This window comes from Embleya sp. NPDC005971 (assembly GCF_040629175.1).
In the GTDB taxonomy this organism is placed as follows: Bacteria; Actinomycetota; Actinomycetes; order Streptomycetales; family Streptomycetaceae; genus Embleya.
The window spans coordinates 129,394-150,248 of sequence record NZ_JBEXUX010000018.1; the positions used below are offsets into that span (position 1 = coordinate 129,394).

The following is a 20,855-nucleotide window of genomic DNA, read 5'->3' on the forward strand; positions in this document are numbered from 1 at the left end:
GCAACGTCGGGAGTTGCACGTAAGGATCATGTAACAGCGGGCCCCGCATGCCGAAAAGAGCCGTACCCGCACCGGTCGGGGTGCGGGTACGGCTCGTTCGCGCAGGCGGTCGGCGGGTGCCTACTCGCAGAACGCGTCCGCGACGGTCAGTGCCTCGTCCAGGATGGCCAGGCCCTCCTTGACCTCGGCCTCGGTGCTCGTGCACGGCGGCACCACGTGGGTGCGGTTCATGTTGACGAACGGCCACAGGCCGCGCGCCTTGCAGGCCGCGGTGAACTCGTTCATCGGCTGCGCGGCCGGGCCGGCGGCGTTGTAGGCGACCAGCGGCTCGCGGGTCTCCTTGTTCTTGACCAGCTCGATCGCCCAGAACACACCGAGACCGCGGACCTCGCCGATGCTCGCGTGCCGTTGGGCCATCGCGCGCAGTTCGGGGCCGATCACGCTCTCGCCGAGCCACTTGGCGTTCTCGACGATCTTCTCCTCGCGCATCGCGGTGATCGTCGCGACGGCGGCGGCGCACGCGAGCGGGTGACCGGAGTAGGTCAGGCCGCCGGGGAAGGGGCGCTCGCGGAAGGTCTCGAAGATGCGGTCCGAGATGATCACGCCGCCGAGCGGGACGTATCCGGAGTTGACGCCCTTGGCGAAGGTGATCAGGTCCGGCGTGACGCCCCAGTTGTCCACCGCGAACCACGCGCCGGTGCGGCCGAAGCCGGCCATCACCTCGTCGGCGATGAAGATGATCCCGTACTTGTCGCACAGCGCCCGGACCCCGGCGAGGTAGCCGGCCGGCGGCACCAGGATGCCGGCGGTGCCGACCACGGTCTCCAGCACGATCGCGGCGATGGTCTGGGCGCCCTCGAAGACGATGGTGTTCTCCAGGTGCGCCAGCGCGCGCTCGCACTCCTGCGCCTCGCCGTCCGCGTGGAACGCGGAGCGGTAGGCGTACGGGCCCCAGAAGTGCACGATGCCGGACACGCCGGTCTCGTTCGGCCAGCGACGCGGGTCGCCGGTCAGCGCGATCGCGTTGGCGGTGGCGCCGTGGTACGAGCGGTAGGTGGAGAGCACCTTGTGCCGACCGGTGTGCAGGCGCGCCATCCGGATCGCGTTCTCGTTCGCCTCGGCGCCGCCGTTGGTGAAGAAGACCCGGTCGAGGTCGCCGGGGGCCAGCTCGGTGATCAGCCGGGCGGCCTCGCTGCGGGCGTCGTTGGCGAAGGCCGGCTGGATCATGCACAGCTTGTCGGCCTGGGCCTTGATCGCGGCGACGACCTTGGGGTGCTGGTGACCGATGTTGGTGTTGACCAGTTGGGACGCGAAGTCCAGGTATCGGTTGCCGTCGTAGTCCCAGAAGTAGGAACCTTCGGCGCCCGCGACCGCCAGCGGGCTGATGAGCCCCTGTGCGGACCAGGAGTGGAAGACATGGGCGCGGTCGGCGTCGTAGACGGCCTGCCCGGCCGCCAGGTCCAGAGTGCTCATGCGGTCACCCTACGGCCGGACAAACGCCGCTCGAAGCGTCAGGTTGTCAACGATCACGGGCCCCGGCCGACAGTGTGTCGGCCGGGGCCCGGGGGGTTTCGCCGTCTCCGCCCGCCCGCTACTTGCCGCGGAGCAGGCTGTTGATCTCGATGGTCTGCGTGCGGCCGGGGCCGACGCCGATCGCCGAGATCGGGGCGCCGGACATGTCCTCCAGGGCCCGGACGTACGCCTGCGCGTTCTTCGGCAGATCGTCGAACGTCTGCGCGCCGGTGATGTCCTCGGTCCAGCCGGGGAGCTTCTCGTAGATCGGCTTCGCGTGGTGGAAGTCGGTCTGCGACATCGGCAGTTCGTCGTGCCGTACGCCGTCGATGTCGTACGCGACGCAGACCGGGATCTCCTCCCAGCCGGTCAGCACGTCCAGCTTGGTCAGGAAGAAGTCGGTCAGCCCGTTGACCCGGGTCGCGTAGCGCGCGATGACCGCGTCGAACCAGCCGCAGCGCCGGTCGCGACCGGTGGTCACCCCGCGCTCGTGGCCGATCCGGCGCAGCGCCTCGCCGTCCTCGTCGAAGAGCTCGGTCGGGAACGGGCCGGCCCCCACGCGCGTGGTGTACGCCTTGAGGATGCCGATCACGCCGGTGATCTTGGTCGGGCCGATGCCGGATCCGGCGCACGCGCCGCCCGCGGTCGGGTTGGAGGACGTGACGAACGGATACGTGCCGTGGTCCACGTCCAGCAGCGTGCCCTGGCCACCTTCGAGCAGGACGACCTTGCCCTGGTCCAGGGCCTGGTTCAGGACCAGCGTGGTGTCGGCGACGTACGGCTTGAGCTGCTCGGCGTAGCCGAGGTATTCCTCGACCACCTCCTCGACCCGCAGCTCGCGGCGGTTGTACATCTTGACCAGCATCTGGTTCTTGTCCGACAGCGCGCTCTCGACCTTCTGGGTCAGGATGCCGACGTCGAACAGGTCCTGGACGCGGATCCCGACCCGGTTGATCTTGTCGGCGTAGGCCGGGCCGATGCCGCGCCCGGTGGTGCCGATCCTGCGCTTGCCGAGGAACCGTTCCGTCACCTTGTCGAGGGTGCGGTGGTACGGCGTGATCAGGTGCGCGTTGCCCGAGATGATCAACTTGGAGGTGTCGATGCCGCGTTCGACCAGGGTGCTGATCTCGTGCAGCAGCACCCCCGGGTCGACCACGACACCGTTGCCGATGACGGGCGTGCACTCGGGCGTGAGGATGCCGGAGGGCAGCAGGTGGAGGGCGTACTTCTGATCGCCGATGACAACGGTATGGCCGGCATTGTTGCCGCCCTGGTACCGGACCACGTAGTCGACGGATCCGCCGAGCAGGTCGGTAGCCTTCCCCTTGCCCTCGTCTCCCCATTGGGCGCCGACGAGTACGAGTGCGGGCATGAGGCGTACACCCCTTCCAGGCGGGGCATGTTTGACAACGGGAGCCCCGGACGGTCCAAGCCCCTTGACGCGGTGCGCGGCAAGGGGCTCTTGCGGGGAGAGGTTACCTGAGGAAGGACGACCGGTGTCGGCCGAGCGCTCGCTGCTCGTGATCACGGACCCTGCGGCTCGCTCGGCGGACGGCGAATCCGTCCGGGTCGCGCTCGATGTTCTGCGGGCCTGCGCCCCCAGCAAGATCGTCATTCCCACGGACACCGCCGACCTGCAACGCGCCCTCGCGCGGCGCGGTCGTCGGCGTGTCGTGGTGATCGGCGGAGAGGCCGGAGTGCACGCCGTGGCCCGGCTGCTCGATCGTGCGGGCGAACTCGGCGACACACCCCTGGGCATCGTCCCGGTGGACACCGGGAGCGGCCACGGACTGGCCGAGGCGTTGGGCCTGCCGACCGAGCCCGCCAAGGCGGCGCGGGTGGCGGTGGGCGAGAACGAACGTTCCTTCGACCTGATGTCGGACGACCTGGGCGGGCTCGCGCTGCGCTCGGTGCGGATCGGTCACGGGGTGCGTGCGACCCGTCCGGCGCCGGTACGGCCGGCCATCGGGCGCGGCTGGCGCGGGTTGGTCGACCAGGCCGTGCGGAGCGTGTCGAGCACCGTCGGCGCGGCCGTGGGGCCCTCGGGTCACCGGCTGCGGATCGAGGCGGACGGGTGTGTCGTGGCCGACATGGATCGGCCGGTGTTCTCGGTGCATCTGGGATGCGACGGCGCGGCGACCCCCGGGGCGAAGATGACGGAAGTCACGTCGAACGGACCCGGCGGGGGCGACGGATCGAGCGGCACGAACGGGTCGAATGGTACGAAGAGCGCATATCGCACGGACGGCGTTCGCGGTGCCGGGCTGGCGAGCGTGATGATCACCGGGCATCCGGGGGCGGTCCGGTTCGGCGCGGCCCAGGCCCGCGACGCGCTCGTGCAGTTGCGGGCCCACGAGATCACCGTGTGCGGTCGCGACTTCACCTACGCGGCGGACGGCATGGCGACCGGACCGGTACGGCTGCGCACGTGGACGGTGCGGCCGACGGGCTGGCGGCTGTTCGTCCCGGCGTAGCCCCGCAGGGCGGCCGAACGCCGGCCGGGCCGGGAGCATCCGGTCCGGCCGGCGTTCGAGGCATCTCGACCGAGGGTCGGGTCTCAGCCTTCGAGCGCGTCCGCACCCGCCGGGCTGCTGTCCCGCAGGAAGATCGTGCAGCGCGAGTACTCCTCTTCCTCGCCGATGGCCCCCGCCGCCCGCGCCAGCGCGTGCAGCGAGCGCAGGAAGCCGCGGTTGGGCTCGTGCTCCCACGGCACCGGGCCGTGGCCGCGCCAGCCGGAGCGCCGCAGGGCGTCCAGGCCGCGGTGGTAGCCGACCCGGGCGTAGGCGTAGGACTCGATCACGTTGCCCTTGGCGAACGCGTCGTCGGCCAGGTCGGCCCACGCGAGCGAGAAGGTCGGGAACTTCGCGGCCACCTCGGCCGGCGGCACCCCGTCCACGAGCAACGCCAGCGGCTCGGCTTCCTCGGGCAGGTAGGTGGGGTCGGGTCCGCCGAAAAGGTTCTGATCGATGGTCATGGTCCCCATGATTGCCCATCGGGACCGATTGCCCGGCACGACGCGAAGCCCGCGACCTCGTGGTCGCGGGCTTCGGCGGTGCGGGTGCGGCAAGCGGGGCGGCTACTTCAGCCGGGTGCCCGCGGAGCGCAGGTCGCGGCAGGCCACGACGACCCGGTCGGCCATCCCGGTCTCGGCCGCCTTGCCGTACGAACGCGGGTCGTACAGCTTCTTGTTGCCGACCTCGCCGTCGACCTTGAGCACGCCGTCGTAGTTGCGCAGCATGTGGTCCACGACCGGGCGGGTGAAGGCGTACTGGGTGTCGGTGTCGACGTTCATCTTGACCACGCCGTAGTCGAGCGCCTCGCGGATCTCCTCCAGGAGCGAGCCCGAGCCGCCGTGGAAGACCAGGTCGAAGGGCTTCTCCCGGCCGTGCTTGGCGGCGACCGCGTCCTGGATGTCCTTGAGGATGCTCGGGCGCAGCTTCACGTTGCCCGGCTTGTACACGCCGTGCACGTTGCCGAACGTCGCGGCCAGCATGTACCGGCCCTTCTCGCCCAGGCCGATCGCCTCGACCGTCGCCAGCGCGTCGGCCGGGGTCGTGTAGAGCTTGTCGTTGATCTCGTTGTCGACGCCGTCCTCCTCGCCGCCGACGACGCCGATCTCCAGCTCCATGATGATCCGCGCGTCGGCGCACTTGGCGATCAGCTCGCGGGCGATCTCGAGGTTCTCGTCGAGCGGTACGGCCGAGCCGTCCCACATGTGCGACTGGAACAGCGGGTCCTGGCCCTTGGCCACCCGCTGCGCCGAGATGTCGATCAGCGGGCGCATGAACCCGTCGAGCTTGTCCTTGGGGCAGTGGTCGGTGTGCAGGGCGATGTTCACCGAGTACTTCTCCGCGACCACCTTCGCGTACTCGGCGAACGCGACCGAGCCCACGACCATGTCCTTGACGGTGGTGCCGGACAGGAACTCCGCGCCGCCCGTGGACACCTGGACGATGCCGTCGCTCTCCGCCTCGGCGAAGCCACGCAGCGCGGCGTTCAGGGTCTGGGACGAGGTCACGTTGATCGCCGGGTAGGCGAATCGACCGGCCTTCGCCCGGTCGAGCATCTCGGCGTAGACCTCGGGAGTTGCGATGGGCATGCGTCTGCTCCTCGTTGCTCGGCCAAGCGGTGATATGAGGGTTTCGGACACGGATGGCCGTATCCCCGCTTGCCGCCCATCCTGGCAGACCACCCCGGACGACACCGCATCCCGCCCTCCCCGTTCGGGGGACCGGATGCAATATCTGACGGAGCGTCAGTTCGGCATGCGGGTGGCACCGGGCTCTCGGGAAACCTCCGCACGAAATTTCCCATCGGACGCAACCATCCCATTGGAAGCGCGTCTTAGGCATTGAGAGCAAGCGGGGACGCGGCGGGAACGACATGCGGGGCCGAGCGGCACCGGCCTTCGTGACACCCGAGCCCCGGTTCATCCTCGTTTCTTTTCCCACAACCTTCCCCAAGGGACACCCCTGTCATGCGCGTGACCGTTATGAACACTTTTGGCAAGAAGGCGGCCGCGGTCGTCTCCACCGCCCTGCTGCTGGGCGTCGGCCTGCCGCTGGTGCCCGGGATGGCGGGCACGGCATACGCCTGCGCGGGCGCCGACGCCGGGGCCAAGACGCCCGACAACCCGAAGCAGGCCACCGACGCCGCCGCGAAGAGCGGCTCCGACAAAGGGGGTTCCGCCGCCGGCGCACCGGCGCGCGCCGCTTCGACCACCGTGACGACGGACTGGTCGAAGGTGGGCATCCAACTGAGCGGGGTGCCGACCCGGGTGACCCGCGAGCGGTTGGTGCACGCCCGGATCACCGTGGTCAACGGCTCGGGCACGCAGACGGGCCGGATCCCGGTGGCCGTGTACTTCTCCGTGGACGGGAAGTCGAGCCTGGACCCGAACCCGCCCAAGGGCAGCACCGAAAGGTACGCGGCCAAGCCGGCCGACGTCGCGGTGAGCTACTCGTACGCGGGCGTCACGAGCAAGCTCTCGCTGCGCCGCGAGTGCCAGGGCGTACTGGCGGGCCGATTCGCCCTGAGCGGACGCGGCGCGCCGGGTACCCGCACCACGATCGACCTGGCGTTCACGATCAAGTCCTCGCTGCCCGCCAACGCCGTGCACAGCCACCTCTCGGCCTCGATCGACGTCTCCGGCCGGCAGCCACGCAGCGAGTTCGCGTACTTCGACGTGCTCAACAACGCGAGCCCGTCGACCACGCCCTCCACGAAGCCCACCACCAAGCCGTCGACCAAGCCCTCCACGAAGCCGTCGACCGAGCCGGAGCCCACCGCCACGCCCTCGACGAAGACTTCCGTCGAAGCGACGGGTGCGGCGGCCACCGCCTCCGGGGCGCAAGCCGCCGACCGGGCCGAGCTCGCGAAGACCGGCGGCTCCATGGTCGCCCCGCTGGCCTCCGCCGGAGCCGTGCTGGTCCTCGTCGGAGGTGCCGGACTCGCCGTGACACGGCGTCGTCGCGTTCGGAACTGAACCGGCGTGGCGGCGAACTGAGCCGTGGGGAAAAGAACTTCGGGCGCCCACGCAACCCTTCGGGGGGCGGGGCGTCACCAGGACACAAGCTGTGCGCGGAGGGTGGGGGCGGTTTCATGACAGCGAAGGGGGCGGCGGAGCTGTGGCGCTGCTGAGCATGCCGGCATTCGGGGGCGACCAGCAGTCGTCCGGCTCCCCATCGGAGGAAACGACGTCGCCCGAGATACCGCGTCGGTCGCGATTTCGGATCCTCAAGGGTGGCAGTGAGGAACCGCCGGCCCGCCCGACGTTGACCGAGCTGTATCACGCCCAACGGCTCGGCATGGTCCGGCTGTCCATCCTGTTGGTCGACGACCTCGGCACCGCCGAGGACGTCGTCCAGGACGCCTTCACCGCGCTGTACCGACGCTTCGGCGAGGAGTTGGAGGACGTCGACAACGCGCTGGCGTACCTGCGCACCTCGGTGGTCAACCTCTCCCGTTCCGTGCTGCGCCGTCGGCGTACCGCCCGCGCCTACGTGCCGCCACACGAACCCGACGCCTCCTCGCCCGAGGACGCGGTGGTCCTGTCCGAGGAGCATCTACGGGTGCTCGGCGCGGTGCAACGCCTGGCCCCGCGACAGCGCGAAGTGCTGGTGCTGCGCTATTGGTCCGATATGACGGAGGCCCAGATAGCCGAGACCCTCGGGCTTTCCCGTGGAGCGGTGAAGTCCACGGCAAGCCGTGCCATCGACGCCCTGGAAAAACTCATGAAGGACGAACAGTCGTGACCGAACGCGATGCGCGCGACGAATCGATGGAGGATCTGCTGCGCGCGGCCCTGGCCTCGCGCGCGGACTCCGTCACGCTCGGCTCGCTGCGCCCGCCGGGACCGCCCGGGTCGGTGCGCGAGCGCCGCAGCCGGCGCCACACGATCGGCATCCCGCTCGCCATCCTGGCCACCGTGGCCGCGGCCTTCGGCGGGGTGTCACTGGTCGGCGCGCCGGACACGAAGACCAGCGCGCCGATGCAGTCCCGGGTGCCCTCGCCGCTGCCCACCCAGAGTGTGCGGCCGACCCCCACCACGACCGTCGCGACGCCGGAGCGGACCACCACGGCGCCGGGCGCGCAGTCGCCCGAGGCACCGGAATCGGACACCCCCGAGACCGGCCGGGCAACGCATACCCGAGCTTCGAGCCGACCGCCGTCGACGCCCCCGACGAGCGAGCCGCCCGGTTTCCTGACCAGGCCCAGGTCCCCCGACGTCTCGGCGATCAAGTTCGCCAGGCAGCCGTCCTGGACGGTGGTGCGCGAGGACGCCGCACACCAGTGCGTGCTCGCGAACGCGAAGTATGCCGGGGACTGCCTGGGCCACGGCGCCTGGATCAACGTCCAGCCGGTGCCGGACCCGTCCGGCCTGTGGCCGTCCGACCCGTTCGTGGACACCGATGCCGGCGCGTTGACCCAGCCGCTGTGCCTGCGCGACGGCATGGTGGTCACGCCGCCGCCGACCGGAGCCGTCTCGGTGCTGGACACCAAGTCCACGGTCACCGTCGCGGGATATCCCGCGAAGTACCGCTCCTGGACCGTGACCTGCGCCGGCGTCGGGTCCTACCAGGTCCGGCTGTGGTGGCTGGTCGAACAGGGGGTGTACGTGCACACGACCGGGCTGCCGGCCGGTGACGACATCGCCGATCGCATCGTCGCGTCCCTGGACCTCTCCGGCTTCAAGGCCCCCGCGGGAGGCTGAACCCCGTCCTCGGCGGCGCCGTGTCGACGGCGCCGCCGAGCGGGTCGGCGGCGGGTCAGCGCTGCTCGGCCACCTTCTGTGCCGCCTTGCGCGCCGCCACCAGGATCGGGTCCCACACCGGCGAGAACGGCGGCGCGTAACCGAGGTCCAGCGCGGTCATCTCCTCGACCGTCATCCGGTGGGTGAGCGCCACCGCCGCGGTGTCGATCCGCTTCGCGGCGCCGTCCCGGCCGACGATCTGCACACCCAGGAGCCGGCCGGTGATCCGCTCCGCGATCATCTTGACCGTCATCGAGCGCGCACCCGGGTAGTAGCCGGCCCGGCCGGTGGACTCGATGGTCGCGGTGACGAACTCGTAGCCCGCGGCGGCGGCGTCCTTCTCGCGCAGCCCGGTGCGGCCGATCTCCAGGTCGCAGACCTTGCTCACGGCGGTGCCCACGACGCCGGGGAAGGTCGCGTAGTCGCCGCCGATGTTGGTGCCGATCACCCGGCCGTGTTTGTTCGCGTGGGTGCCGAGCGCGATGTGCTGCCGCCGGCCGGAGACCAGGTTGAGCACCTCGACGCAGTCCCCGCCCGCCCAGATGCCGTCCGGGGTGACCCGCATCCGCAGGTCGGTCTGCAGACCACCGCTCGCGCCCAGCGGCAGGCCCGCCGCGCGGGCCAGCTCGGTGGCGGGACGCACGCCCAGGCCGAGCACCACGATGTCCGCGGGGAAGCGGCCGTCGTCGGTCAGCACGGCGCTCGCGCGACCGTCCACCAGCTCGATCTCCCGGGCCTCGGTCTCGGTCACCACCTCGATGCCCAGACCCTCCATCGCCTCGTGCACCAGCGCGCCCATGTCCGGGTCGAGGGTGGACATCGGGTGCGCGGAGCGGTCCACGACGGTGACCCGCAGACCCTTGTTCACCAGCGCCTCGGCCATCTCGATGCCGATGTAGCCGCCGCCGATCACCACCGCCGTACGGTGCTCGGGAGCCAGCCACTCGATCAGCTCGCGCGCGTCGTCCAGGGTCTGCACCCCGTACACGCCGGGCGCCTGGATGCCCGGCAGCGGCGGACGGATCGGCACCGCGCCGGTGGCGAGCACGAGTTGGTCGAAGCCGATCCGGTCGGCCCGCCCGGTACCCAGGTCGCGGACCGCCACCTGACGCCGATCCAGGTCCAATTCCTCCGCCTCGACCCCCAGGCGCAGGTCTATCCCCCGTTTGCGGTGCTCCTGCGGCGTGCGCGCGATCAGCGCGTCCGGGCCGTCCACCTCGCCGGACACCAGATAGGGGATGCCGCACGCGGAGTACGAGGAGAACCGGCCGCGTTCGAGCACGACGATCTCCAGGTCGTCCACGCCACGCCGCCGTCGGGCCTGGGACGCCGCGCTCATTCCGGTGGCGTCGCCACCGATCACCACCAGCCGTTCGATGCCCACGTGCTACCCCTGACCGTGTGTGCGGATGTGTGTCTGCGTGTACCCGGGCACCCTCGCCGAGCGCACGATCCCCGCCGACAAGGTCCCGACCTGGTAATGATGCGGGGTTCCAGGCGGGGACGGGTGACGAGGCGCGCGTCGCGCGGACTACCCTCCAGAGGTGGAATTCCAAGCTGTCAACGTCCTCGACGCGACGTCCCTCATCTCGACGTTCGGACTCATCGGCATCCTCGCGATCATCTTCGCGGAGACGGGTCTGCTGGTCGGGTTCTTCTTCCCCGGCGACTCGATGCTGTTCCTGGCCGGCGTCGCCGCGTCCTCGTCGGCCGAAGAGATCGTCGGCACGTCCATCTCGCTGCCCTGGTTGCTCCTGGGCGCACCGCTGTGCGCGATCGCCGGCGCCCAACTCGGCCACTTCCTCGGTGCCCGGTACGGCACGAAGATGTTCAGCAAACCGGACTCCAAGCTGTTCAAGGCCGAGTACGTGACCAAGGCCGAGCAGTACTTCGAGAAGTTCGGCCCGGCCAAGGCCGTGCTGCTCGCCCGGTTCATCCCGATCGTCCGCACCTTCCTGAACCCCGTCGCCGGCGTCCTGGAGATGCCCGCGCGGACGTTCTTCGTGTGGAACGTCATCGGCGGCCTGGTGTGGACCGACGGAATCATCCTGCTCGGCTACAAGCTCGGCGACTCGATCGGCAGCAGTATCGACAAATACCTGCTGCCGGGGGTGTTCGTCATCGTGCTGATCTCGTTGCTCCCGATCATCATCGAGGTCATTCGCAGCAAGCGGGAGGCGAAGCGCGAAGCGGCGTCCTCGTCGTCGGGTAACTGAACACATACGCTGCGAAGCGGCGGGGTGCCATTGGCACCCCGCCGCTTTTCGTTGTCCGGGCCGGCGTCGAGATCACCCATATTGAAATGCGCAGGCGTACAACCTTTTTCCGTCGCCGTGCGTCGGGTCGGTCCGCGACTAATACGGGGAGACGAAAACACCCTGCCCCCGGACGGGGACCGGAGGCAGGGCGGCTTTCGGTGCGGTGTCCACCGTCCGGTGGAGCACCACGGTTCCCGCGGCGCCGGGAGGCACCGGGGGGACCGGCACACACGCCGGGCGCGGTGCCGTCGGCGAAGGTGGCCGCCGGGTCGGACGGGGAACCGACCCGGCGGCCCGAGGGGAAAGGGCAGAGGTGTCCACGTCCTGTTCGGCGCGAATCGACTCAGCCGCGAGATCGCGGCGAGTGCGCGCAGGACGACATACACGACGAATTCATACTTCCCCCCCGGGAAGTCCGGTCGGCGGATGCGCCGACGTCGGAACTGCTTCGACAATATCCAAATCCACGAAAAAAGCAACGGCCGCCCGGTGAATGCGCAAGGCATCACACGGTGCGGCCGTCGACGGAATGTACGCGCCCGGTACTCGCCCGGTACTAATCGAGTTCGAGATCTTGCAGATGGTAGGCGACCCGATACTCCAGGCCGGCCTTTTCCACCGTCGGCGCGGCACCGCGCTCGACGATCACCGCGACCGCGACGACCTCGGCGCCGGCCTCGCGCAGCGCCTCCACCGCGGTCAGCACCGAGCCGCCGGTGGTGGAGGTGTCCTCGACGGCCAGCACCCGGCGGCCCTTCACGTCCGGACCCTCGATGCGGCGCTGGAGACCGTGCGCCTTGCCGGCCTTGCGCACCACGAACGCGTCCAGCTTGCGCCCCTGCGCGGCGGCGGCGTGCACCATCGCGACGGCGACCGGGTCGGCGCCCAGGGTCAGCCCGCCCACCGCGTCGAACTCCAGGTCCGACGTCAGCTCCAGCATGACCCGGCCGACCAGCGGGGCCGCCTCGCCGTCCAGGGTGATCCGGCGCAGGTCGACGTAGTAGTCCGCCTCCCGGCCGGAGGAGAGGACGACCTTGCCGTGCACGACGGCCTTGGTCTTGATCTGGTCGAGGAGTGCATCGCGGTCGGCATTCATGGCACCGGAGCCTAACCGGCGCGGCGGCGACGGACGTGCACCAGACGCCAGACGAGCAGCGCGCCGAGGGCGGGCACCAGGGCCCGGAGCGCGCGCCGCGCGGCCCGACCGGTGCCGTGGCCGGCCTCGGACCACAGATCCGGCTCCCCATCGAGCACGGCCGGTCGCGGCGTCGGCTGCGGCTGCCGGGACCGGGTCCGCGGCGTCGCGAAGGGATCCACGATCGGCTCGACCGGCTCGAACGGGGTGTCCGCCGCCGGCTCCGGGGCCAGTTCGTCGGCCAGCGCCGCGGCGAACAGGTCGGCGGCCCGGGCGAACGCGGCGGCCCGCGCCCCCGCATCGCCGTCCGCGTCCGGGTCACCCGTATCGGTCGGCTTCGCCGTGTCGGCGAACACGATCCGGGTCTCGCTCGGCTCGTCCTCCTCGTCCGCCGCCAGGTCGTCCAGCCGCACGGTGAACTCGGCGTCGAAGGAACCCGCGCCGTCGTCGCCCGCGCCCTCGGCGCCCGCCACACTCGCGACCAGCGCCAGCGGCTCGACCGCGTCCGCGAGCCGCAGCCTGCCGCGATAGGTGACCGTGTCGGCGCCGACCCGCACCTGCCACCGGCCGGTCAGCTCGATCCCCTCGGCCCCCGTCCGGGCCGGCGCGTCCAACAGCAGGCCGGGCACGCACTGGGCCAGGCGTTCGGCGTCGTGGAAGGTGTCCCAGACCGATCGCACCGGGATCGGCACGACGACTTCGTACTGCATCCGTTCTCCCCGTTCATGGCGGCGCACGGTGCTCGACCGGCGCGCCCGTGGACCGACCCGGACGGTCGGCGGCTACCACCCACCCCATCACACCCGGCGGTGTCGCCCGGTCGGCGCGTCGGGGTCGATCACCCGCGGCGTCTCGACCGGATCGGGGTCCGGGACCGCCGGCTCGGCGGGCAACCACAACCGGCGCACCCGCGGATAGGCGACCGGTACGACCAGTCCCGCGAACAACACCGCGGCGCCCGCCAACGCGACCGCCGCGCCCACCGGCCCGGCGCCGAACGCGTGCGCACACCAGCGGGCGAACAACCACGACCCGCCCGCCGCGCCGGCCGAGACGATCGCCAGGCCCAGGTGGGTGCGGGCGACCCGGATCGTGTCCAGGCCGCGCAGCCGCCGGCGCAGCACCAGGGCCAGCCAGACCAGCCCGATGAGCTGCGCCACGCTGTACCCGGCGGCCATCCCGGTGACCGCCCACTCGGCGGGCAGTGTCCAGTAGGCCAGCAGCGAGAACAACGCCCCGGCCGCGGTCATCGCGGCATTGGCCCAGAACGGCGTGCGGGCGTCCTGGATCGCGTACAGCCCGCGCTGGATCAGGTATTGCGCCGAGTACGCGATCAGCCCGGGCGCGAACGCGGTCAGCATCAGTCCCATCGCGCGGGTGTCCGCCTCGGTGGTGACACCGTGCTGGAAGACCACCGCAGTCACCTGCGGGCCCAGCGCCAGGAACAGGAACGACACCGGCACGATCACCAGCGCGTTCAGCCGCAGGCCCCGGGAGATCGACTCGCGGACCAGAGCCGGGTGTCCGTCCGCCGCGGCCCGGCTGATCCGGGGCATCAGCATGGTCACGATCGACACGGTGACCACGCCGTGCGGGACGATCCACAACAACTGCGCGTTGGCGTACGCGGTGTAGCCCACACCGTGGCCGAGCCCGGACTCGACCGCCTTGTCGGAGACCTCGACCGCGAGCCGGGTGACCAGCCAGTAGCCCAACTGGGAGACACCGACCATGGCGACCGCCCAGCCGGCCATCCGCAGCGGCGTGCCCAGGCCGTGCCCGCGCCAGTCGAACCGCGGTCGCCAACGCACCCCGGCGGCGCGCAGGTACGGCAGCAGCGCCGCCGCCTGCACCACTATCCCCAGCGTGGTGCCCAGGCCGAGCAGGCGGGCCTGCGCGGGGGTGATGCCCGCCGCGTCCCGCACGTCGTGCGCGACCAACAGGAAGGACCCGAAGACCGCGATCACCACGATGTTGTTCAGGATCGGCGTCCAGGCCATCGGCCCGAACCGCCCCCGTGCGTTGAGCACTTCGCCGACCAGGGCGAACACACCGTAGAAGAGGATCTGCGGCAGGCACATCCGGGCCAGCGCGATGGTCAGATCGCGCTGCGCGCCGTCGTAGTCCGCGTAGGCCGACACGATCGCGGGCGCGGCGAGCACGCCCACGACGGTCAGCACCAGCAACACGCAGCCGACCGCGGTCAGCAGCCGGTCGGTGTAGCCGGCTCCGCCGTCCGCGTCCCGCCGGGCGGCGCGCACCAGTTGCGGCACCAGGACCGAGTTGAGCGCGCCGCCGACGAGCAGGATGTAGAGGATGTTGGGCACCGTGTTCGCGACGTTGTAGCCGTCGGCGAACAAGCCGGTGCCCAGCGCCGCGACCACCGTCGCGCTGCGCACGAAGCCGGTCAGCCGGGACACCGCGGAGCCCAGGGCCAGGCTCGCGCCACCGCGCAGCACCGACCGGCCGCGAGCGGTGTCGGCGCCCCCCGCGGCCCGAGCGCGAACCGGCACGGGCACCCGCGTCGACGAGGCGGCGGGTGTCCCGGACGCGGCGTCGCGGTTCTCATCGCGAGCGTGCCTGCCCCCGGGCGGCGCCGAGACGACATGGCTCACAAACGACTCCAATTCGGCCTCGATCGGGGTTTGCGACATGCTCCCCCGTTGTCTGAGTCCTCGGGAGACCACTTCCGTTGCATTCGAATTTCTTGGTGACGAAACCCGCTGCCACGGGCTCTTAAAGAAATGCGGGGCTCCCCCGCATCCCTCCGTCCCCGAGGAGACGTCCCGTGGTCACGCTGCTCCCGGCGCCGCCCGCGCGCTCGAACGTTCCCGCCGCGGCGCCCACCGCACCCGCCGCCGGCACCCCCGCATCCGCCGCGCCCGGCGGTTCGAGGCTGCGGGTCGCCACGCTGACCTCCGACGCGCACCTGGCCCATCTGGACGGACGCGGCGACGCGGGCTTCCTGCAATACCCGTCCTGGGCCGTGGTCAAGGAGGGTTGGCGCAGCGAGGGGATCGGCTGGTACGACGCGAACGGAGCGGTGGTCGGGTCGGCCCTGGTGCTGTACCGCAAGATGCCCAAGGTGCCGTACTGGTTCGCCTACCTCCCCGAGGGTCCGGTGATCGACTGGGTCGATCCCAATCCACAACGCTGGCTGGACCCGCTGATCGAACACATGCGCAAGCGGAACGTGTTCACCGTGCGGATGGGTCCGCCGCTGGCCCACCGGCGGTGGCAGGCGCAGACCGTCAAGGACGCGGTCAAGCACGGCCTCAAGCACCTGGACCGGGTCACCCCCGACGAGATCGACCCGCTCGGCGCCACCGTCGCACTGCGACTGGGCGACCTGGGTTGGCGGGCGTCCGGCGACGGCGCGGACGCGCAGCCCCGGTACACCTTCGAGTTGCCCTTCGAGGACCGGTCGCTGGACCAGGTCAAGGCGGGCTTCAACCAGGAGTGGAAGCGGGCGATCGCCAAGGCGGGCAAGTCGGGCGTGGACATCACCGTGGGCGGCTACGAGGACCTGCCCGCGTTCTTCGAGTTGCTCCAGGTCACCGAGCGCCGCAACGGTTTCCGACTTGGCCGCGAACTGCCCTACTACGAAAGACAGTTCCGAGCCCTCAACACCGAGTCGGCAGGCCGGATGAAGCTCTACCTGGCCCGCTTCGAGGACCGGCTGCTGGCCGCGCACACGCTGATCAGCGCGGGCTCGCGGGTCTGGTACCAGACCGGCGCGTCCACCGACCACGGGCGCGGCGTGCGCCCCAGCCACGCGCTCCAGTGGCGGATGATCCAGGACGTGTACGAACGTGGCGTGCCGGTCTACGACATGCGCGGGGTCAGCGCGGTGATCGACCCGGACGACCGGCTGTTCGGCGTGCTGCGCTGGAAGTTGGGTACCAACGGCCGGGTCGTGGAGAACCTGGGCGAGTGGGAGTACCCGGTGGTACCGACGCTGCACAAGGCGTTTCGGGCGTACATGTCGATCCGCTGAGTGCCGGGACGAGGTCGCCGAGAGACGGGCGGGGGCTGCTCACCCGCGCACGTAGTCGGCGATGCGCGGGTGGTTCAGGGTGGACGGCGGCACATCCACCCGCGCCTCGTGCGGCGGGAACCAGTCGGCCCGGGCCAGCCGTTCGGCCGCCAGGAACGGCACCGCGGCCGCGTCCGGCGCGTCGTCGGCGGCCCGCAGCCCGGTGCCGGGCGCGACCGCGGCGAGCACGAAGCCCCGGTCGGCCGGGCCCGGCACGGTGACCCGATACGGCACCGTGCGCAGTCCGGCGGCGCGCAGCCCGGCCTCCGCGCACCAGTAGGCGCGCGGGTGCGCGTCCGGCGCGGGGGCGTGCACCACGATCCGGCCGGCCGGGCGCAACACGGTCCGGGTCAGGCCGTAGAACTCCTGCGTGTACAGCCGCGCGGCGGCGCCCGTGGTCGGCCCGGGCAGGTCGGCCACGACCACGTCGAAGCGCGCCGGGGCGGCCCGCACCCACGCGAAGGCGTCGGCACCGACGACCCGCACGCGCGGATCGGCGAACGCGTCACCGGCCAACGCGCGCAGCGCCGGATCGGTGCGCGCGGGCGCGGTCTCGGCCACCCGCGCGACCACCAGCACCACCTCGCGCACGGCCGGGTAGCGCAGCACCTCGCGCAGCGCCAGCCCGTCGCCGCCGCCGAGCACGAGCACCCGCTCGTGCCGGCCCGCCATCGCGGGGTGCACCAGCGCCTGGGCGGCCTCGCTCGCCCCCGGGGCGGCCACCCGACGCTCGCCGTCCACGTACAACTCGGGTCCGGCCCCGGTGTGGGTGAGCACCACGTCCTCCCGGGCGGACACCACGTCCCCGTCGTAGAGCGCGTCGCGCGCGGCCCGTTCGAAGGCCGGCGTGGCCAGCCAGGTGCCGGCCAGCAGCGCGAGCGCCGCGCCCACCGCCGCGTACATCCCCACCCGCAGCCGAAGCCGCAGGTCGACGCGGAAGAGCCACAACACCACGAGCGCGCCCACGATCGCGTTGACCACGCCGGCGAGCAACACGGTGCGCAGTTGACCCAGGTGCGGCAGCAGCAGGAACGGGAAGAGCAGGCCGCCGATCAGCGCGCCCACATAGTCGGCCGCGAACAGGTCGGCCACCGCGCTGCCCGCCTCCTGGGGGCGAATGCGCTGCACCAGCGTCATCAGCAGCGGGATCTCGGCCCCGATCAACAGCCCGAGCACGGCCGAGACGGCGATCATCGGCCAGCGGTAGACGTCGTACCAGGCGAACGCGGCGTACAGCGCGGTCGCGCACATCCCGCCGCACACCGCGAGCAGGATCTCGACGGCGACGAACGCCGCCGCGGCCCGGCGCGCGAACGGCTTGGCGGCCAGCGCCCCGACGCCCATCGCGAAGACCATCACCGAGAGCACGATCGAGGTCTCCACCACCGGGTCGCCGCCCAGCGTGCCGCCGAGCGCGGCCAGCGCGAGCTCGTAGATCAACCCGCACGCCGCGCAGACCAGCACCGCGAGCAGGACCACGAACCGCGCCGGCCCGGGCGCGATCGCGGCCGGGCGCGGGCGGACCGCGGACACGCGCGCGATGGTCGGCGCGCCCGGCACGGGGGAGTTCACCCCGAGCACGGTAGGGCCGAAGGAAGCGGATGGCGTCGAACGCGCCGACGGTTCACCCGAACCGGCTAGTTCGGGAGGCAGGGGAAGGAGCGCGGCTCACCGACCCGGCGCGCGGCCGGGTCGACCCCGGGTCAGGCGATGCACGCCGACACGATCGCGGCGATCGAGATCTGCGAGGACGCGGTGACCCACACGCACGGGTGCGGTTCCCGCTCGACCACGGTGGCGCCCAGTCGGCCCGGGGTGACCAGGTCGATCGCCAGGAAGGCGATGGCCATCAGGATCAATCCGGAGACGCCGAACATCGCCGTGGAGGCGAGGCCCTTGCCGAACTCGTCGTAGGTGGTCGCGATCGACGTGGTGACGATCATGCCCACGCCCAGCAGCGCCGAGGAGAGCACCAGGGCCGCGTTGCGATTGCGTTCGATCCAGATCTGTCGGCCGAGGTTGCCGGGCGTCAACACGTCCACGAGGACGAAGCCGAGGACCATGAGCACGATGCCCACTCCCCCGAACGCGAACGCGTAGCCGACCCCTTCGGCAAGGTCCCTGAACATGCCGCCGTCCCCCATCGTCGTCCGATCACCTGATGGGGCGTCATTGTGTCGGATCCCTTCGTGCGATCGTCACATCGCGCGGCTCCGAGTGTTCACGATCCGGCATTCCTGCGGATAGGTGTGCCAGGTGGACCAGACCGCGCCGGCCCCGCACCCCTCGACCACCATCGCGGTGACCGCGTACGGCAGCCCCGGATATCGGCCGATCAGGCCGTACCGGTGCCCGCCGGCCAGGGTGACGATCTCGCGCACCCGGGCAACGAACGCGGCATCCTCGAAACCCTGGGTCAGCGCGGTGAACTCGTACTCCCAGCGGCCGAGCCGAGTGGCCGCCCGGGCGGGCAGCGGGCCGGCCGCGCCCGGCACGCACGCGACGGTCTCCGACACCGGCGCGTCCTCCCCCCGGACGGGACTGATCAACATCTGGTGCGACGCGCCCAGCAGCCGCAGCTCCAGCGTCAGCCCTCCGAGTTCGACGGTGCGCTCGGCCAGCGCGGGCAGCGGCGGCAGGCCCAGGCACCAGCCGAGGGCGTCCGCACGGGTGTCGGTGTACGTGGTGGTGAGTGTGGCGTGCATTCTCGCGCTCATCTGTCCGGGCAACGGGGAGACCCCACGGGAGGCTCCCGGGGGCGACAATCGGCTGCAAACCAGGGGACATGACTCACGGTAGGCGCCCAAAGGCGCAACGTCGTCACCCGTGAAGGTGAAAGGCACCGACACGAATGGGTGAAGGACACCCTGTGAGCGGCCCCGACCCGCACGCGAGGATGGGCGGGTAGACCGAACCCCGCGAAGGAGCCGTACGGATGAACCGACCGCTGTTGGCCCGACACCTGGACGGCCTGGGCACCACGATCTTCGCCGAGATGTCCGCCCTCGCCCGCAGCACCGGCGCGATCAACCTGGGCCAGGGCTTCCCCGACACCGACGGCCCGGCGGAGGTGATCGAGGTCGCCGTCGCCGCCATGCGCGACGGCGCGAATCAATACCCACCGGGCGACGGCATCCCCGACCTGCGCCTGGCCGTGGCCGAGCACCGGCAGCGCTTCTACGGGCAGACCTTCGACCCCGACTCCGAGGTGCTGATCACCACCGGCGCGACCGAGGCGATCGCCGCGGCCCTGCTCGCACTGCTCGAACCGGGCGACGAGGTGGTCGCGCTCGAACCCTTCTACGACTCGTACGCGGCCTGCATCGCGATGGCCGGCGCACGCCGGGTCGGCGTCACCCTGCGCCCCCCGCACTTCCGACCGGACCCGGCCGAGCTGCGCGCGGCGATCACCGAGCGCACCCGGGTGATCATGCTCAACAGCCCGCACAACCCGACCGGCACCGTGCTCACCCGGGCCGAGCTGGAGACGATCGCCGAGATCGCGATCGAACACGACCTGATCGTGGTCACCGACGAGGTGTACGAACACCTGGTCTACACCGGCGAGCACATCCCGATCTCCACCCTGCCGGGCATGCGCGAGCGCACCGTGACCATCTCCTCGGCGGGCAAGACCTTCTCGTTCACCGGCTGGAAGGTCGGCTGGGTGTGCGCGCCCCGGGAACTGATCGCGGCGGTACGCACGACCAAGCAGTTCCTGACCTACACGTCCGGCGCGCCGTTCCAACCCGCCATCGCGCACGCGCTGCGGCTGCCGGACGACTACTTCGGCGGCCTGCGCGAGGATCTGCGACACAAGCGCGACCTGCTCGGCGGCGGCCTGCGCGCGGCCGGGCTGACCGTGTACGAACCGCAGGGCACGTACTTCACCACCACCGACATCACCGCACTCGGCTACACGGACGGCCTGGACTTCTGCCGTCGGCTGCCCGAGCTGCGCGGTGTGGTCGCGATCCCCGAGGTGGTCTTCTTCGACGACGTCGAGGTCGGCCGGCCGCTGGTGCGGTTCGCGTTCTGCAAGCGGGTCGAGGTGTTGGAGGAGGCGGCCAAGCGGCTCGCGGCGACCGGCTGAGCGGGCCCGGCCGAGCGGAAACCGGCGCCCGTGAGTGGGGGTGGGTGCCCCCACACACGGGCGCGGCGGTTACGCCTGGTCGTCGGCGGCCGGCTCGTCCTCGGGGCCGTACTGCTCGTTGATCCAGTTCCCGAACGAGATACACGTGCTGATCCACGCACGCGTGGTGAACACGAACAGCTCGCGGTTGATGCCGGGCTCGCAGTCGAGCTGGGCCTCGCCGATCAGCCGCAGCTTGTCCTCGTGCTCGTGCGTGTAGACCTTGGGCCAGAAGAACTGGCGGTGCCACTCGTCGAGCAGCTCCAGCATCCGCGGCCGCTCGGCCGGGTCGAACGCACGATCGAGGAACATCCGGACCGTGAAGATCTCGTGCTTGTCACCGCGCAGCATGAAGTAGACGCGGAAGCCGTCCCACGGCGCGCAGATGTCACCTTCCTCGTCGGTGAAATGGTTCACCTGAAGCTCGTCGAGGACCTGATTGATCAGATCCGCCGACGGCTTGACGACCGGTGCGGCCGGAACGAAGGTCGACCTCGGAAGCGAGGACGGGTCGATGCTCATGAAGGATC

19 protein-coding genes are annotated in these 20,855 nt (G+C 71.1%); 7 read left to right on the plus strand and 12 right to left on the minus strand.

All coding sequences use genetic code 11. The annotated features are described in order from the left end of the window. Window positions 1–120: 120 nt before the first annotated feature. On the minus strand, window positions 121–1,473 hold the full coding sequence (locus ABZ374_RS18395) for an aspartate aminotransferase family protein (RefSeq protein ID WP_360312142.1): 1,353 nt from the start codon (window positions 1,471–1,473) through the stop codon (window positions 121–123). Window positions 1,474–1,591: 118 nt separating this feature from the next. Next, window positions 1,592–2,884, minus strand: coding sequence for an adenylosuccinate synthase (locus tag ABZ374_RS18400; RefSeq protein WP_360312144.1), 1,293 nt, complete (start codon window positions 2,882–2,884; stop codon window positions 1,592–1,594). 124 nt (window positions 2,885–3,008) lie between these two features. Here ABZ374_RS18400 and ABZ374_RS18405 point away from each other — a divergent pair, with 124 nt between their 5' ends. Then, window positions 3,009–3,986, plus strand: a complete 978-nt coding sequence (locus ABZ374_RS18405) for a diacylglycerol kinase family protein (protein ID WP_360312146.1) — start codon at window positions 3,009–3,011, stop codon at window positions 3,984–3,986. A gap of 83 nt (window positions 3,987–4,069) precedes the next feature. On the opposite strand, the gene ABZ374_RS18410 is transcribed toward ABZ374_RS18405, so the two are convergent. Then, window positions 4,070–4,486, minus strand: coding sequence for a DUF3151 domain-containing protein (locus ABZ374_RS18410; protein ID WP_026219278.1), 417 nt, complete (start codon window positions 4,484–4,486; stop codon window positions 4,070–4,072). A 102-nt stretch (window positions 4,487–4,588) separates the two neighbouring features. Continuing rightward, on the minus strand, window positions 4,589–5,611 hold the full coding sequence (fbaA, locus tag ABZ374_RS18415) for a class II fructose-bisphosphate aldolase (RefSeq protein WP_360312149.1): 1,023 nt from the start codon (window positions 5,609–5,611) through the stop codon (window positions 4,589–4,591). 378 nt (window positions 5,612–5,989) lie between these two features. Here fbaA and ABZ374_RS18420 point away from each other — a divergent pair, with 378 nt between their 5' ends. From ABZ374_RS18420 to ABZ374_RS18430, 3 genes are all read left to right on the plus strand, one after another. After that, the gene (locus tag ABZ374_RS18420) at window positions 5,990–6,997 is read left to right on the plus strand and encodes an LPXTG cell wall anchor domain-containing protein (protein WP_360312151.1); all 1,008 of its coding nucleotides are present in this window, start codon (window positions 5,990–5,992) and stop codon (window positions 6,995–6,997) included. A 157-nt stretch (window positions 6,998–7,154) separates the two neighbouring features. Continuing rightward, window positions 7,155–7,766 (plus strand): SigE family RNA polymerase sigma factor, encoded by a 612-nt coding sequence (locus tag ABZ374_RS18425; RefSeq protein ID WP_360312153.1) that lies wholly within the window; start codon window positions 7,155–7,157, stop codon window positions 7,764–7,766. Beyond that, window positions 7,763–8,725: a hypothetical protein gene (locus ABZ374_RS18430; RefSeq protein ID WP_360312155.1), complete on the plus strand. Its 963-nt coding sequence runs from the start codon at window positions 7,763–7,765 to the stop codon at window positions 8,723–8,725. Before ABZ374_RS18425 ends, ABZ374_RS18430 begins: the two co-directional genes overlap by 4 nt. Before the next feature lie 55 nt (window positions 8,726–8,780). On the opposite strand, the gene ABZ374_RS18435 is transcribed toward ABZ374_RS18430, so the two are convergent. Further along, window positions 8,781–10,148 carry an FAD-dependent oxidoreductase gene (locus ABZ374_RS18435; RefSeq protein WP_360312157.1) on the minus strand — a complete coding sequence of 456 codons (1,368 nt, stop codon included), beginning with the start codon at window positions 10,146–10,148 and terminating at the stop codon, window positions 8,781–8,783. 160 nt (window positions 10,149–10,308) lie between these two features. Here ABZ374_RS18435 and ABZ374_RS18440 point away from each other — a divergent pair, with 160 nt between their 5' ends. Then, window positions 10,309–10,980 carry a VTT domain-containing protein gene (locus ABZ374_RS18440; protein ID WP_360312159.1) on the plus strand — a complete coding sequence of 224 codons (672 nt, stop codon included), beginning with the start codon at window positions 10,309–10,311 and terminating at the stop codon, window positions 10,978–10,980. Between the two features lie 598 nt (window positions 10,981–11,578). On the opposite strand, the gene pyrE is transcribed toward ABZ374_RS18440, so the two are convergent. From pyrE to murJ, 3 genes are all read right to left on the minus strand, one after another. Next, window positions 11,579–12,118, minus strand: a complete 540-nt coding sequence (gene pyrE, locus ABZ374_RS18445) for an orotate phosphoribosyltransferase (protein WP_360312161.1) — start codon at window positions 12,116–12,118, stop codon at window positions 11,579–11,581. 11 nt (window positions 12,119–12,129) lie between these two features. Beyond that, complete coding sequence (locus ABZ374_RS18450; RefSeq protein ID WP_360312163.1) at window positions 12,130–12,867, minus strand: hypothetical protein; 738 nt, start codon at window positions 12,865–12,867, stop codon at window positions 12,130–12,132. An 87-nt stretch (window positions 12,868–12,954) separates the two neighbouring features. Beyond that, entirely contained in the window at window positions 12,955–14,811 is a 1,857-nt protein-coding gene (gene murJ, locus ABZ374_RS18455; RefSeq protein ID WP_360312165.1) for a murein biosynthesis integral membrane protein MurJ, read from the minus strand. A gap of 134 nt (window positions 14,812–14,945) precedes the next feature. Here murJ and ABZ374_RS18460 point away from each other — a divergent pair, with 134 nt between their 5' ends. Next, the gene (locus tag ABZ374_RS18460) at window positions 14,946–16,154 is read left to right on the plus strand and encodes a peptidoglycan bridge formation glycyltransferase FemA/FemB family protein (protein WP_360312167.1); all 1,209 of its coding nucleotides are present in this window, start codon (window positions 14,946–14,948) and stop codon (window positions 16,152–16,154) included. Window positions 16,155–16,193: 39 nt separating this feature from the next. On the opposite strand, the gene ABZ374_RS18465 is transcribed toward ABZ374_RS18460, so the two are convergent. The 3 genes from ABZ374_RS18465 to ABZ374_RS18475 form a co-directional block, all read right to left on the minus strand. After that, window positions 16,194–17,765, minus strand: coding sequence for a polyamine aminopropyltransferase (locus ABZ374_RS18465; RefSeq protein WP_360312169.1), 1,572 nt, complete (start codon window positions 17,763–17,765; stop codon window positions 16,194–16,196). A gap of 131 nt (window positions 17,766–17,896) precedes the next feature. Continuing rightward, complete coding sequence (locus tag ABZ374_RS18470) at window positions 17,897–18,322, minus strand: DUF350 domain-containing protein (RefSeq protein ID WP_360312171.1); 426 nt, start codon at window positions 18,320–18,322, stop codon at window positions 17,897–17,899. Window positions 18,323–18,391: 69 nt separating this feature from the next. Further along, window positions 18,392–18,898, minus strand: a complete 507-nt coding sequence (locus tag ABZ374_RS18475; protein WP_360312173.1) for a DUF2617 family protein — start codon at window positions 18,896–18,898, stop codon at window positions 18,392–18,394. 230 nt (window positions 18,899–19,128) lie between these two features. Between ABZ374_RS18475 and ABZ374_RS18480 the strand changes: the two genes are divergently transcribed. Beyond that, window positions 19,129–20,286, plus strand: coding sequence for a pyridoxal phosphate-dependent aminotransferase (locus tag ABZ374_RS18480; RefSeq protein ID WP_360312175.1), 1,158 nt, complete (start codon window positions 19,129–19,131; stop codon window positions 20,284–20,286). Between the two features lie 69 nt (window positions 20,287–20,355). On the opposite strand, the gene ABZ374_RS18485 is transcribed toward ABZ374_RS18480, so the two are convergent. After that, on the minus strand, window positions 20,356–20,847 hold the full coding sequence (locus ABZ374_RS18485) for a YbjN domain-containing protein (protein WP_360312177.1): 492 nt from the start codon (window positions 20,845–20,847) through the stop codon (window positions 20,356–20,358). Between the last annotated feature and the right edge of the window lie 8 nt (window positions 20,848–20,855).